Below are 13,854 nucleotides of genomic sequence, written 5' to 3'. Positions count from 1 at the left end.
CCATGTTTGAGACCATTAAAAAAGCGAAAGAAATTGGAGTTCTCATCCTGGAACGCCTCAGCGAATACATTGAGCTGATAAAAATATCCGTGGAGATTCAGGGAAGGAACTTCAAGCGCCGCCTGATCGGCTACGTCGTGATAACGTTTCTCTCCGTCCTGAGTCTTGTGTTCGCAGGAGTTGCCGTTATCGTTACTTTCTGGGACACCCCCTATCGCGTGGTCTCAGCCTGGGGGATTGTCGCTTTCTATGCCTTGACTGCCTTTGTAGTTTATTTCGCAACCCCCGGTCAGACAGATTCTGTTTCAGCTTTTGATACCGTGCGTGATGAACTACAGCAGGATATCAAGCTGATGAAGGATATCGTATGAGCACCTCGCTGGAATATGAAAAAAAGGCGTTGTTGGAGCGGATGCATGCCACCCGCAGGGAATATCGATCCAGGTATGGACATGAGGATGAGGAGACGCAGGTGACGGGCGATGATGTTTTTCCGCGCAGCCGGACATTCAGGTTCATAGCGCGCCACCCCTACTCTATCTCGCTCGGTTTGTTGGCCGTGTTATCGGCAGTACCCTCCAGATCGTTGAGCAAAGCGATAAAAAGCGGCATTGCCTTATCGTCCGGGGTCTTGGGCAGCAGCGCAAGAACGCTGGTGATGCGTGAGGTTCTGCCGGCGGTGATAAGGTCGCTGAATTCCCGGCAGCGGATGTAACTGGAATGCAGGAGTAATAAAAGCACCAGACTTAAAAAGCACAGGAAAAAATTGTTCATGGAGAAAGGTTTTCCAATTTTCTCGGGAGAATTATGATGGGAAAATATTTTATCGCCTGGCTTCTGGGTGTACCCGCGTTTGTTTTAATCATCGTTTACTTTCTGATGAATTAGGTGAGGAATCCGATCCATACGGCCGGGGGGAGTTTTTTCTTCCTCCGCCCCCTCCCTACATGCAACCGCAACTCCAACCGCAACCAGTGGAGCTGATTTGAAAAATCGCCACGTATCAGGAAGCCTTGGCATTTCGTTGATCATCGTCGCTTTCGCCCTTCCGGCGCTGGTTCTCGCGGAAGCCCCGCCGGGAAGGAAACCGGATGCGCGTGAGGTTATCATGCCCCCCTGGGAACTGTACGACGCCGACGAGGATGGGTACATAACCATGAAGGAAGCCGCGGTGCAGAAAATGTCTCCCCAGGTTTTCCACAGTCTTGATATCGACCGCGATGGCAGGCTGAACAGGAATGAGTTTACCAAAGCGCCCCCTATAGAGGAGAAATGAGTAGCGGCCTTTTGATATTCCTGTGAAGAATCGGCCGGAGTACTGAAAACTCGGGTAGTGGAATAGGTGCAATACTTATATTTCCGCTACAATTCTCCCAATGATTTCAACAGATGCAGTTGCTCCCGCAGTTGATGTGAAAGGGGAGGCTGGCGATCGCGCAGCCACCGGAAACATCTTTCTGGTCGGGATGATGGGGGCCGGAAAAACGACGGTGGGCAGGCTCCTCTCCCATTTTCTGGAAAAAACCTTTTACGATTCGGATCGGGAAATACAGAAACGAACGGGTGTCAGTATTCCCACGATCTTCGAGATCGAAGGAGAAGAAGGCTTTCGCAGGCGCGAAACCGAGATACTGTCCGAACTCATGAATGCAAGGAATATCATTCTGGCAACGGGAGGCGGAGCCGTATTGAGTGGAGTAAACCGGGCAATGCTGAAGCACGGCGGCACGGTGATATATCTGCGAGCGTCCATCGACGACCTGTGGCGCCGCACCCGGCATGACAAGAACCGTCCGCTGCTGCAAACTTCCGACCCGCGCGCACGACTGGCTGAACTGTTTGTGCAGCGTGACCCCTTATATCGGGAGACGGCCCATATCGTAGTTGAGAGCGGGAAGCGAAGCCCCCGGCATCTGGCTCAATCACTGGCACAGCAACTGACGATCTCATCCCGCACCGGATAAAATAAGAACCGTAGGAAGTTCTGTTCGTTTCCCTTTCCGTCGTTTGGAAAACTGCTACTCGGCCAAGGGTGGTCTGTCCGGGAACAGCACATCGGTAAAACCGAACGTGCGAAAATCGGTAATACGCATCGGATAGAGAATTCCCTGCAAGTGATCGCATTCGTGTTGCACCACCCGGGCGTGAAACCCCTCCACCGTCCGGTCTATGCGATTACCATATTGATCCGAACCCTCGTAACGTATTCTGGCATATCGGGGAACCATCCCGCGCATGCCGGGAACGCTCAGGCAACCTTCCCAATCCTGCTCCATATATTCCGTGAGAGGGGTCAGTACCGGATTTACCAATACCGTGTAGGGTACCTCCTCCGCATCCGGATAGCGCAAATTACGCTTCACCCCGAAAATGACAACCTGCAGATCGATCCCGATCTGCGGCGCAGCCAAGCCGGCGCCCTCCAATGCCTCCATCGTATCATGCATGTCTCGAAGCAATGCTCCGAATTCGGGCGTGCTGAAATTCTCCACCTTCCGAGCCACTTCCAGTAGGCGGGGATCTCCCATTTTGAGGACAGGTTTAATCGGCATCGAGCGTTACCACCCATTCGAGAATATTTCTGACCCTGACCATCGTTTTTTCCAGAACGCCATGCGCCTCATCCAGACGGATGAGATGGGCACTGCTTTTACGGCCGGCCGCATAATTTGCGACTACTGCCAGGGTTGCGTAGCATAGCCCCAGCTCCTTGGCGAGGGCGGCCTCAGGCATACCAGTCATTCCAACCATGTCAACCCCATCCCGCTCCAGCCGGTTGACTTCCGCCGCAGTTTCAAGCCGTGGCCCCTGGGTCGCGCCATACACCCCTCCGTCAAGCACCTTTTCGCCGGCACGTCCCGCTGCTTCCAGGAGACGCTTGCGAGTCAAAGGACAGTATGGCTCGGTGAAATCGATGTAGGTCACTGACCGGTCCTTGCCATCGTAATAGGTATACTTGCGACCGTAGGTATAGTCGATGATCTGGTCGGGAATCACTACCGTGCCCGGTGCGAGATCAGCACGGATTCCACCTACCGAAGCAACCGCTATCACCCTCGTCAGATTAACCGACTGCAATGCCCACAAGTTGGCGCGGTAATTCACCTCGTGGGGAGGAATCGTATGGCCGTATCCATGACGCGCCAGAAAAACGACGGTATTGTTACGTATCTTGCCAAAAGTCAGAGGGCCTGATGGTTCCCCATAAGGAGTCGTTACAACTTTCTGATGGGAAATTTCAAGGCACTCGAGCTGGGCCATTCCGGTCCCGCCAATAATTGCAAGCATATTTCTGGATTTTACCTCACTCTTTCAAGGCATAGATGGCGGGCAAATTTCGCCATGCCCCATAGATATCCATGCCGAAGCCAAAGACGTAGCGGTTGGGAACAACAAGACCCACAAAATCCGCACTGATCGGCTTGGGACCAGGAATATCCTTTTCGGCAAAAACGGCGCTATAAAATGCTGCTGCGCCTTGGCTCATCACCCACTCACGGATGGCAGCAAGCGTGATCCCCTGGTCAAGGATATCATCCACCACCAGTACGACCCGGTCTTGCACATTCTCGCCCGGTGAAGCTTTCCAGTCGATCCTGCCCCCGTGCATCTTCTCAGCGTAACGGCTGACATGAAGATAGTCGAAATTGAGCGGGAATTGCAGCAGGGGAAGCAGTTGCCCGGTAAACACGACGGCACCCCCCATGATGCTGAGCACCAGGGGATAACGATGTGCCAGGGTAGCCGTAATATCGGCTGCCATACGCCTGACGGTTTCCACTACGACCTCGGCCGGAAATATCTGCTCTGCTTCTCTCAGAATTTTCTGCGCATCCTGGTATGGGAGCATCGGCACGGGTAACCTGATGAAGAATAAGGAGCAGGAAAAATCGATCGGCAGCGGATAGATGGCTAGACGCTGGTATGCCCACTGCATCTGGCGTCGAGATACGCCGCAAACTCACGCCCGACCTCCGGATGCTGGAGCGCCAGCGCAATCGTTGCCTTGAGGTATCCTATCTTGCTCCCGCAATCGTAACGCGTTCCGTGGAATTCATAGGCCAGCGCCCGCTCTTCCCGCAAAAGCGAAGCGATTCCATCGGTCAGCTGAATTTCCCCTCCGGCCCCAGGTTGAACCCTTTCCAGGTGCTCGAAGATTTTCGGGGTCAAAATATAACGTCCGACGACGCCCAATCTAGAGGGAGCATTCTCCGGGGCAGGTTTTTCCACGATGCCGGTAATGGGATGCAAGCCGTTCATCCCGGGCCCGCATTTCACAATGCCATAATTGAGAGTATCTTCAGGCTCGACATTCTGTACGGCCAGTATGGAGCAGCCGTTCTCCTCGTACACCTTGCCCAACTGCCGCATGATCGGCTCATCGCCTACGAGCAGGTCATCTGCCAGCAGCACGGCAAAAGGATCATTTCCTACCGCGGGACGCGCGCAAAGGATAGCGTGCCCTAACCCGAGTGCTTCCGATTGGCGGATGTAAATGCAATGAATGTTTTTGGGCAGGATGCTGCGCAACATTTCCAGCGTTTCATTTTTGCCACGGGCCTCCAACTCGTTTTCTATTTCGTACGCTTTGTCGAAATGGTCTTCAATGGCGCGCTTGTGACGGCCCGTTATGAAAATCATCTCCGTGATACCCGCTGCGATCGCCTCCTCAACCGCGTACTGAATCAACGGTTTATCTACAACAGGCATCATTTCCTTGGGATTTGCCTTCGTAGCAGGGAGAAAACGGGTGCCCATTCCTGCCACCGGAAAAACTGCTTTACGTATTTTCGGCATTAAACCATCCGTTCAGGATCCACGTGCGTCGAACTGTTATCTGCTTGGGAAGCCTGCAATAATCTTATCAACTCGGCCTCATCGAGAAGCGCCACTCCCAATTCAAGCGCTTTGTCATACTTGCTGCCCGCATCCGCGCCGGCGACGACATAATCGGTTTTCTTGGACACGCTGCCCGCAACCTTCCCTCCCATCGCTTCAATTTTCTCCCTGGCCTCCTCCCGGCTCATGGTCGGCAGTGTTCCAGTCAGCACAAAGCTCCTGCCGGCAATTTTACTGCTTGCGGCGGCTGCTCCCGGATGTGCAGAACCTGCTGCATGGTCTGTTGTCTGTGTTCCCGCACCTTCTTTCCAGCGGATTCCCGCCGCGCGCAATTGCTCTACAACCTCACGATTGTGCCTTTCACCAAAAAAATCGGCAATGCTCTGGGCGACGACAGGGCCTACATCCGATACCTGTTGCAAAGTTTCCACATCTGCATCCATCAGGCGATCGAGTCCTCCGAAATAGCGGGCCAAGTCTCGCGCAGTAGCCTCGCCCACGTTGCGAATACCCAGGGAATAGATGAATCGAGCCAGGGTCGTGTCTTTGCTTTTTTCAATTTCATTGATAATATTTCCCGCCGATTTCTCCCCCATCCGATCCAGCGCGGCGAGCGCTGCCAATCCCAGTTTATACAAGTCTGCGGGAGTCCGAATGATGGCATTGTCCACCAGGTGATCCACCAGCTTGTCGCCCAGTCCGTGGATATTCATGGCGCGACGCGAGGCAAAATGCAGAATGGCCTGTTTCCGTTGAGCGGGACAAAACAATCCGCCCGTGCAGCGGGTCAGAGTTTCTCCAGGCAAGCGAATCGTCCTGGACCCGCAAACAGGGCAGTGCTCAGGCATCACGAAAGGTTTCGCGTTCGACGGCCGGCTTTCCTTCTGAACTGCGACCACTTCCGGAATGACATCTCCTGCTCGCCTTACCGTTACCCGGTCACCGATCATGACGTCCTTGCGCCGGATCTCATCTTCGTTATGCAGGGTCGCATTGGTGACAGTCGCGCCTCCCACGAATACAGGCTTGAGGCGCGCCACCGGAGTCAGCGCCCCCGTTCTGCCCACCTGCACATCGATTCCAAGCAACTCGGTCGTTGCTTCCTGCGCTGGAAACTTATGGGCGAGCGCAAATCGCGGGGCACGGGATACGAAACCGAGTTTTTCCTGATATTCCAATTCGTTGACCTTGTACACCGTACCATCGATGTCATAAGACAATTGTTCGCGCAATCCATTTATTTCATGATGATACTCCAACAAACCGGCAACGCCCGTCACCGTCCTGCGTTCACGCATTACCGGAAAACGCAGTGACGAGAGATAGTCGAGCAAGTGGCTGTGTGTGTCATGAGGAACATTTCCCCCTTCGCAGACACCGATACCATATGCGAAGAACCTCAGGTTGCGATTGGCAGTTATGCAGGGATCGAGTTGCCGCAAGGAACCTGCGGCAGCATTGCGCGGATTTATAAAGGTCTTTTCGTTCTTTTCACGCTGCTGCCGATTCAATCGCTCGAAATCCGCTTTCAACATTAATACCTCACCCCGGACCTCCAGAAATGCAGGAACTTCGGCGCTCCCATCTCCTGCCCTCAGGCCGAGAGGAATGCTGCGAATGGTTTTCAGGTTCAAGGTTACATCCTCTCCGATGTAGCCATCTCCGCGAGTGGCTCCCGAGACAAGCATGCCGTTCTCATAGCAGAGGCTTATGGCCAGACCATCGAATTTCGGCTCTACCGCATACTCGACCTGCGCGATGCCTAGGGACTGGCGCACACGCCGGTCGAATGCCTCTACCTCGCCCTCGGTGAATGCATTGCTGAGGGAAAGCATCGGCGTACGGTGAACGACCTGGGGAAACGCTTTGAGGGGAGGAATACCAACGCGCTGGGTAGGGGAATCTGGCGTTATGAGCTCCGGATGACGTTGCTCGAGCTCCTCCAGTTCGCGGAACAGCTTGTCGAAGTCCGCATCGGGAATCGTCGGAGTGTCCAGCTCGTAATAACGGATATTATGCAGCTCGATTGCATCGCGCAATTCCCGCATGTGGCGCGATATCTCGCTCAGGCGTTCACTCACGCAAACAGCCTCAACGCTATCTGCCCCCCCGGCGGGATATTGCGCGATATCATCACGGATTGAATGCTGCTCAATTGTTGCTTGATTTTCCGGATACCGGTGTCACTCAAGGGTACGCGGTTGTCATCCACCATGAAGCCTCCGAGGGCTTCGGAGAAAGTTTCAGCCAGATGCACCATCTGATTGAAAATGCGTTCACCATTGGCAACCCGCGGCACATCAAGAAAAAGCGTGATGCCACGAGTGGTGAGCGTCCGAATATTGTCGGGAAGAAAGGGGGAGGGCTCATAATTGCCCAGGGAAAACAAAACAACGTTATTTTCGTCCCGGTAATGAAACATCCCCTCGTTCCCCAGTTTGAAGCCGCATGCTTCCGCCATGACGCGGATCTTGGCGCCGGTAAAAACGCTGTTATCCCTGCTGATGATATTGATGCCGGCCATGACATCCACCTGGGTACAGAATTCATCGAGCATCAGGGCTCGCCTGTAGCTCTTATATATGTCGGGGCAACGGGCAGTCGCATTGACGCGGGCCGCAAAATTTTCCGCCATGTCGCGAAATTCACCCAGGCTCACTTCGCTCACAGGTCCTGCGCGATCGGCCAGTTGCAGGAAACCCTTCAGACTGACGTAGCTCGCCCTGCCCTCCCGGCCACGCGTATCCGTCACGATTTCTTCCCAGGATGCATCTGCGCTCTGCTTCCCCATCCACCGCACCGGCTTGCTGAAATCAAATTTACGATCCAGTACTTCCGCCAGGGTTAAATCCGCGAATGGCGTCTCGCGGGCGATCTCAACCACATAATCCACTGCATCGGAGACATTGTCCCCTTCGACCGGCCTTTCCTCATCACCCGACGCGGCGGCAGGCACACTGAATCTTTCGGGAACAACGCCTCCTTCATGGCGGGAATCCTCATCGCCCGATCTGCGGGCAGGCACAGTGAATGAAGCCGGTCCTTTAAACCAGGTGCGCTCAACCGCTTTCCCGGCCTTCGGCCTGGATGGAGGATGGAGGGCTGGATTGACATTCACTTTCTGGGCCGGCTCGGCTACTTCCGGAGAAGCATTTGAATGCCTACTGGGTGCGGCTTCGGGTTCGTGCGGCTCGGCCCCGGGGCTGAGGCGAGGTTCTATTCTCTCCTCTCCTTTTACAGATGCACTCGCTCCCAGGAGTATATCCTCATGCTCCCGGCTGAATGCCTGCTCTGCTTTCCGACGATAGCGGCGTTGCTGCGTCCAGTTAAAAACGATTACGCCGAGCACCACGACGATGCCAATGCCGATCAGGCTGATTTGCAATTCACTTAGATTGCCCATGGTCGCTTCACGTAGCCAAGGCTGTATCGCCCAGTCTTACAGCCTCTTCGATTTCTACCGCCACCACGCGCGACACCCCTTTCTCCTGCATGGTAACCCCTATTAATTGCTGCGCCATTTCCATGGCAATTTTGTTATGACTGATAAATACAAACTGGGTTTGACGCGACATCTTCCGCACAAGATTGCAGAAACGTTCGGTATTGCTGTCGTCCAGGGGAGCGTCCACCTCATCCAGCATGCAAAAGGGCGCCGGATTGAGTTGAAATAGAGAGAATACAAACGCCAGCGCAGTCAGCGCCTTTTCGCCGCCGGATAACAAATGAATCGAACTGTTTTTCTTGCCAGGCGGTTGAGCGACAATCTGTACGCCCGCATCCAGAATTTCTTCACCCCTCAGCATCAGCTTCGCATGTCCGCCCCCGAATATGGTGGGGAACATGTCGCCCAGATGAGCATTGACCTTCTCGACCGTTTCGAGCAGTCGCTCGCGGGTTTCACGATCTATGCGCCGTATTGCATTCCTGAGTGTTTCCGACGCCTCTTCGAGGTCCCGCGCCTGTGAATCGAGATAGGTCTTTCGAGTCTGGCAAGACTCCAATTCTTCGAGCGCGGCGGTATTGACCGGCCCCAACGCGGTAATGTCGCCACGCAACCGGTTCACCTCGCTCTGCAATGCGGCGGGACGTGTCTTTCCCAGAGAGTTTATCAGTTCTTCTTCAGGGATTTCACATCCCTGCAGTTGTTCGCCAAACTGATTCTCGGTAATTCGCGCCTCCTGCTCCTTGAGACGCATATGGTTGATAGCCTCCCGCAACGGATGCAGTTTTTGTTCGGAAGCCATTCGCTCCTGCTCTATCTGCCGCAATTCCGTAGCCAGGGCTTCGAGGGCGTTACGCGCCTCCGCCAGTTTCTGTTCACGCTGCTCACGCAACGTCAGCCGTTCCTCCAGCACTCCAACCAGTTCGCCTTCATCGAAACTGTCTTGCTCGACTTGCAATTTTTCCAGGTGAGCTTTGAGTTCACCCACGCTCCGTTCGATTCCCTCGATGGCATTTTCCGCTTCAGCAATTTTATGCTCGCAGGTTTTTTCGTGAAAGATAGCCTCCTGCATCTCCCTGGATGCATTCTGAGCCAGACGGCGTTGACCGGTGAGCGATTCTTCAGCGGTATCTCGCGCGAGCTGTTCCGTTCTTACCTGCTCCTGCAGGAATTTGATCCGCACGCCATGCTCGGCAAGTCTTGCTTCGGCACTGCACTGACGGGAAGCCTCTGCCTCTGCATGCTGCTCGATTTCCGCCAGATCGCTGTCGATCTGTTTGCGCCTCTGCTCGCTGCGTTCGACCGTCTGTGTCAGCTTCAATGCCTGCATCTGCACATTATGGTGCAATTGCTGAAGCTGTTCATTCTCATGGCGCAGACTGGACAGGGATGACTCCAGATCGTAACAGGTGTCTCCTGCGGTATCGAGCGCGGACTGCTCGATGTCGAGCTTCGCTCTCAACGCTTCCATTTCCACTTCAATCTGCCCGATCTCCCGCTGCCGTGCCAGCACGCCATGCAACTGCGAGTCAGGGGAGTAAAAGGTGAGGCTATGAGAGGTAACCACGCAACCTTCCCGTGTCACCAGCATTTCACCGGGCGAGAGCAGGTTGCGCCGCGAGAGCCCTGCTTCAAGGCTATCAATCGCAAATATACCGCTCAGCCATTCATCCACTACAGATTTTACGCTCGTATCGCTGCAGGTCAGATAGGACCGCAATGCGACTCCTGCTTCCCCATCTCTGGGAGGTTTGCCGCCCCCCCCTTCAGCCCCTGCTATCTTTCCAGCCTTCGTAGTCTTTTGCAGCTTCATCTCTGCCGGCTCGAACAGCGCACACTTCCCCGGCGGAGGATTGGCCCACTCAAGCGCCACCTCCAACTGCCCCACGCGTGTACCGTTCAAACGTTCGCGCAGGACAGCTTCAAGCGCGTCTTCCCACCCCTTTTCTATCTGTATGCCTTGCCACAGCCGCGGCAAAGAATCGAGCCGATGCCTTGCAAACCACGTGTTCAGTCCTTCACTGCTTTCAAGACGTCCCTGCAGACGCTGCAGCGCGCTCAGCCGCGCTTCAGCCTGCACAACCTGCTGCTCCAGTGCCTGTACGTTGCGCGCAAACTCGCGTTTGACTTCCTCGGCGTCAAGCAGCAGATTTTCTGTTTGCGCAAACTCCTCCTGCTTTTGTTTCAGATCGTGAGCAGTCGCTTCCGCCTCGCGGGTCAGCTCCGATAACTCCTCGACCTTTGATTCAGGCAAGGCGGCGTACTCTACCAGCAATCGCTTGCGGCGCATTTCGAGCTGCTGAAGCGCCTTTTCGGCATGGTCGCGATGACTCTTCTCGAGCTGCTCCGACTGCTCCGCCAGCAGCAGGTCACGCTGTACCTCGGCAAGCTTTTCCTGGCGCGTGCGAAAAGCAGCCTCTGCCAGCGGCAATTTCTCATTCTCCACCGTGGCTTTCTGTTTGCTCGCCTCGCTGTCCGATCGCGCCTGTTTGTACTCTTCGTGCCAGCGATTCAAGCTGTCCACCGAAGTATCGGCCTGCGTGGCATAGTGCTCAAGCTGGTGCCTCGTTGCGGCAATCTGCTGCGCGATGCGCTGGTAATTTTCCCGCACGTGCTGTATCTGCTGCTCAGTGTACGCCACTTCGGCATTGGCTGCATACAGTTCGCCCTGAGCATCATGCAAAAGATCGCTCGCCGCAAAATGATCCGCGCGCTTTTCCTCAAGCTGCTTTTCGGCCCTGCGCAAGGCCGCCGCCTCGGCTTCGAGGGTGGTTTGCAGCGATTGAATCTCCTTTTCCGCCAGTGCCCGTTGCGACGCCGCTTCCTGTTTGCGGGCGAACCACAGTAGATTTTGTGCCTTGTCCAACCGACTCTGCAAGTCCTCGAACCGTCGGGCCGTTTCCGCCTGCTGCCCAAGGCGCACTAATTGCTTTTCCAATTCCTGGCAAATATCGTTTACGCGCAGAAGGTTTTCGCGGGTATCCGCCAGGCGCGATTCCGTCTCACGCCGCCGCTCCCGGTATTTGGAAATACCGGCTGCTTCCTCCAGAAATACACGAAGCTCCTCCGGCTTGGCTTCGATGATGCGGGAAATCATTCCCTGCTCGATGATCGCGTAGCCCCGTCCCCCCAATCCGGTGCCAAGAAAAATATCGGCAATATCGCGGCGCCGCACGTGAATATTATTGATATAGTATGTGGATTCTCCGTCGCGCCTCAGTACCCGCTTGATGCAAATCTCCGCATAGCTCGACCATTGCCCCGCTGCCTTGCCAAGGCTGTTGTCAAACGCCAGCTCCACACTGGCCCTGCCCACAGGCTTGCGGGTGGTGGAGCCGTTAAAAATGACGTCCTGCATTGATTCACCGCGTAGCGCCGAGGCTCTTGATTCCCCCAGAACCCAGCGGACAGCATCGATGACATTGGATTTCCCACACCCATTGGGGCCCACGACTCCCACCAGATCCCCTGGAAAGGGAATTTCCGTAGGATCGACAAAGGATTTGAAACCGGCGAGTTTGATGTGGGAGAGACGCAATTTATCGTTTGCAAGCAGTTATAATGTGCGGCTGCAGAAGGTAGCCTCCTGGATGAAGCTTCCGGTTCGGGAACATTCCGAATCATCCTGGGAGAGGCCTCCCAAGGGAGCTCATTCTAACCGATTTTGACAGAGATAAGAGAATGCCCAGCCGCCCGGATAAAAACCTGGAAACCTTCCCCAATCCTACTCAGGAACGGGACTACCATATTCATATGGAGATCCCCGAGTTTACCTGCTTGTGCCCCAAAACCGGCCAGCCCGATTTCGCGACCCTGATTCTTGATTATATTCCTGACAAGAAGTGCGTCGAACTTAAAAGCCTCAAGCTCTATATCTGGTCTTTCCGTGACGAGAACGCTTTCCACGAAGCGGTGACAAACCGGATTGTCGATGACTTGGCTACAGCCCTGCAGCCTCGTTATCTACGTCTCACCGCAAAATTCTACGTGCGTGGCGGCATTTTCACCACGGTCGTTGCAGAGCACCGTCATTCCGGTTGGACTCCCCTGCCCTCCGTAGATCTCTTCCATTTCGATAGCCAGCCCTCCACGCGCGGATGAGTCTGCCATCCGCCACCGAATGCAGCCCCTGTTCAGCGAATGACGCCCATCCCATGCCGGCCGGCAATTTACCTGAAACATGCGGATGAAATAATCGCTGGCGCGTCGGGAGCTGCACAGAGGACAAGCCTCCAGCACTGATGAGGTTTGAATGATGAAAGAAACGCTCTCGCCGATTTTATCCCGGCTAATCGGAATTCGACTTGGACTCACAAAGCAGATTGACACCTTTTCGGCTTCCACGCCCGGTAAGAAGGGGTGAACCACGGCGACAGCGCGGAAAATCCTACACGAAATGATCGCGCCTGCGCAATGTATGCACCTCCTTTATAAATTCGGGCAGATTCAATCGGCAATCTTGCCCTGATTTCTCCGCACGGCGCACAGTGCAGCCAGACCCAGCGCGAGAAGCGCTAGCGTAGCGGGTTCAGGAAGGGGCGTTACTTCCGTTACTTCGCTTGGGGGCGGGCCTTCCCCTTCATCCGGGTTGTTCCAGTTCCCCGTACCACCATTCCCGCCACTTCCGTCCCCTCCTCCGGTTCCCCCATTGCCGCCTTCGCCCGTTCCGCCATTCTCATTACCGTGGTTGGACACGGCCCCTTCGGTTCCGCCTGCATTGCCTTCACTGCCATTATCCGGCTCAGAGTTATTACTGTCTGGTGGAGACATGCCGCCATTGCCCTTCTCGCCTGTACCTGGAGTGCCTCCCCCTGCTCCCCCTCCGCCACCACCCCCTCCACCGGTATAGGCGCCATCACCGGCATTGCTGTCGCGGGCATTTTTATTTCGAGCGATGATGGCATTGGAGCCTCCCCCGGCCTTGCTCCCGTTTCTATTCGCATTACCGTTTCCCTCCGAACCACCCCCCAAGCCAATGCAGTCGTCATCCCTTAGCTCCAGCCTGTTTCTCCGAACCTCGCGCAGTTGCGCGCATGCGTGCGGCGTATTTCTTGCGCGAGCCATGTTGCCGCTATTAGAATGTGGAGTAAAAGGTGTAGTTTGTGAGTTGCCTTCAGCGGGCTGCCACTGTGCCTGCATGAACAGATCCGGAAGGGCGAGCATGTTTACCAGCCCAGCCTCATCATTGGTGAAGCCTGCAATATTGACGCCGAAAGCTTCATCCCCTCTGAGCAGAGTGAGATATAAAGCGGTCGATGGAGAAGCAAAATTTTCGAACGGGGAAAGAATATCGAAATATCCTGAAGCCAACGGCAGAAGGAAGTTCGGCGACCCGTTCCAGGATGGATGCGTTGAATGTCCCCCTGTACCCTCAGGATCATCCGCTTCCCTCCTGACCCAGGAAACATGATATTCGGATTGCAGGGCAGCAGGCGCGACGGATTCGGACTGAAATAATGCAATCGCGTACGCATTTGTCGAAAGCGTAATCCCCGCACACATGCTCAACTGCCAGACAATTCTCCTGATACTCATCATTCGATCTCCGATCCATTCTCACAATGCCCCGT

Annotated in this window: 13 protein-coding genes; 5 read left to right on the top strand and 8 right to left on the bottom strand. The window is 55.0% G+C overall.

Annotated elements, in window-relative coordinates:
• The first annotated feature begins 2 nt into the window (after window positions 1–2).
• The 4 genes from NMUL_RS03455 to NMUL_RS03440 all read left to right on the top strand — a co-directional run bounded on the left by NMUL_RS03455 (window position 3) and on the right by NMUL_RS03440 (window position 1,964).
• The gene (locus tag NMUL_RS03455) at window positions 3–371 is read left to right on the top strand and encodes a hypothetical protein (RefSeq protein WP_011380012.1); all 369 of its coding nucleotides are present in this window, start codon (window positions 3–5) and stop codon (window positions 369–371) included.
• On the top strand, window positions 368–715 hold the full coding sequence (locus tag NMUL_RS03450) for a hypothetical protein (RefSeq protein ID WP_011380011.1): 348 nt from the start codon (window positions 368–370) through the stop codon (window positions 713–715). Before NMUL_RS03455 ends, NMUL_RS03450 begins: the two co-directional genes overlap by 4 nt.
• A 270-nt stretch (window positions 716–985) precedes the next feature.
• On the top strand, window positions 986–1,276 hold the full coding sequence (locus NMUL_RS03445) for an EF-hand domain-containing protein (RefSeq protein WP_104009614.1): 291 nt from the start codon (window positions 986–988) through the stop codon (window positions 1,274–1,276).
• Window positions 1,277–1,376: 100 nt separating this feature from the next.
• Window positions 1,377–1,964: a shikimate kinase gene (locus tag NMUL_RS03440; RefSeq protein ID WP_011380009.1), complete on the top strand. Its 588-nt coding sequence runs from the start codon at window positions 1,377–1,379 to the stop codon at window positions 1,962–1,964.
• A 54-nt stretch (window positions 1,965–2,018) separates the two neighbouring features.
• Here NMUL_RS03440 and def read toward each other — a convergent pair whose 3' ends face one another.
• The 7 genes from def to smc all read right to left on the bottom strand — a co-directional run bounded on the left by def (window position 2,019) and on the right by smc (window position 11,822).
• Window positions 2,019–2,552: a peptide deformylase gene (gene def / locus NMUL_RS03435; protein ID WP_011380008.1), complete on the bottom strand. Its 534-nt coding sequence runs from the start codon at window positions 2,550–2,552 to the stop codon at window positions 2,019–2,021.
• Entirely contained in the window at window positions 2,542–3,288 is a 747-nt protein-coding gene (locus NMUL_RS03430) for an S-methyl-5'-thioinosine phosphorylase (protein ID WP_011380007.1), read from the bottom strand. Before NMUL_RS03430 ends, def begins: the two co-directional genes overlap by 11 nt.
• Window positions 3,289–3,304: 16 nt before the next feature.
• The gene (locus NMUL_RS03425; RefSeq protein ID WP_011380006.1) at window positions 3,305–3,850 is read right to left on the bottom strand and encodes a hypoxanthine-guanine phosphoribosyltransferase; all 546 of its coding nucleotides are present in this window, start codon (window positions 3,848–3,850) and stop codon (window positions 3,305–3,307) included.
• A gap of 62 nt (window positions 3,851–3,912) precedes the next feature.
• Complete coding sequence (gene galU / locus NMUL_RS03420) at window positions 3,913–4,797, bottom strand: UTP--glucose-1-phosphate uridylyltransferase GalU (RefSeq protein WP_011380005.1); 885 nt, start codon at window positions 4,795–4,797, stop codon at window positions 3,913–3,915.
• Entirely contained in the window at window positions 4,797–6,920 is a 2,124-nt protein-coding gene (gene ligA, locus NMUL_RS03415; protein ID WP_011380004.1) for an NAD-dependent DNA ligase LigA, read from the bottom strand. The genes galU and ligA overlap by 1 nt, the downstream gene beginning before the upstream one ends.
• Window positions 6,917–8,242, bottom strand: a complete 1,326-nt coding sequence (locus NMUL_RS03410; RefSeq protein WP_011380003.1) for a cell division protein ZipA C-terminal FtsZ-binding domain-containing protein — start codon at window positions 8,240–8,242, stop codon at window positions 6,917–6,919. Before NMUL_RS03410 ends, ligA begins: the two co-directional genes overlap by 4 nt.
• Window positions 8,243–8,249: 7 nt before the next feature.
• A complete protein-coding gene (smc, locus tag NMUL_RS03405) occupies window positions 8,250–11,822 on the bottom strand; it encodes a chromosome segregation protein SMC (RefSeq protein ID WP_011380002.1) in 3,573 nt (1,190 codons plus the stop codon).
• 143 nt (window positions 11,823–11,965) lie between these two features.
• On the opposite strand from smc, the gene queF reads away from it, so the two are divergent.
• Window positions 11,966–12,385 (top strand): preQ(1) synthase, encoded by a 420-nt coding sequence (queF, locus tag NMUL_RS03400; protein ID WP_011380001.1) that lies wholly within the window; start codon window positions 11,966–11,968, stop codon window positions 12,383–12,385.
• 345 nt (window positions 12,386–12,730) lie between these two features.
• Here queF and NMUL_RS14835 read toward each other — a convergent pair whose 3' ends face one another.
• Entirely contained in the window at window positions 12,731–13,822 is a 1,092-nt protein-coding gene (locus NMUL_RS14835) for a PEP-CTERM sorting domain-containing protein (protein WP_011380000.1), read from the bottom strand.
• Window positions 13,823–13,854: the final 32 nt, after the last annotated feature.

Origin of the sequence: Nitrosospira multiformis ATCC 25196 (assembly GCF_000196355.1) — a bacterium.
Taxonomy (GTDB): Bacteria; Pseudomonadota; Gammaproteobacteria; order Burkholderiales; family Nitrosomonadaceae; genus Nitrosospira; species Nitrosospira multiformis.
The sequence above is the reverse complement of the archived record's forward strand: the minus strand, read 5'-3'. Positions and strand labels throughout refer to the sequence as shown.

Bases quoted from the DNA above. Each gene is read 5' to 3' on its own strand.
- NMUL_RS14835 (WP_011380000.1), bottom strand. From the start codon at position 13,822: ATGATGAGTATCAGGAGAATTGTCTGGCAGTTGAGCATGTGTGCGGGG.
- NMUL_RS03410 (WP_011380003.1), bottom strand. From the start codon at position 8,242: ATGGGCAATCTAAGTGAATTGCAAATCAGCCTGATCGGCATTGGCATC.
- galU (WP_011380005.1), bottom strand. From the start codon at position 4,797: ATGCCGAAAATACGTAAAGCAGTTTTTCCGGTGGCAGGAATGGGCACC.
- NMUL_RS03425 (WP_011380006.1), bottom strand. From the start codon at position 3,850: ATGCTCCCATACCAGGATGCGCAGAAAATTCTGAGAGAAGCAGAGCAG.
- NMUL_RS03450 (WP_011380011.1), top strand. From the start codon at position 368: ATGAGCACCTCGCTGGAATATGAAAAAAAGGCGTTGTTGGAGCGGATG.
- NMUL_RS03440 (WP_011380009.1), top strand. From the start codon at position 1,377: ATGATTTCAACAGATGCAGTTGCTCCCGCAGTTGATGTGAAAGGGGAG.
- queF (WP_011380001.1), top strand. From the start codon at position 11,966: ATGCCCAGCCGCCCGGATAAAAACCTGGAAACCTTCCCCAATCCTACT.
- NMUL_RS03430 (WP_011380007.1), bottom strand. From the start codon at position 3,288: ATGCTTGCAATTATTGGCGGGACCGGAATGGCCCAGCTCGAGTGCCTT.
- NMUL_RS03455 (WP_011380012.1), top strand. From the start codon at position 3: ATGTTTGAGACCATTAAAAAAGCGAAAGAAATTGGAGTTCTCATCCTG.
- def (WP_011380008.1), bottom strand. From the start codon at position 2,552: ATGCCGATTAAACCTGTCCTCAAAATGGGAGATCCCCGCCTACTGGAA.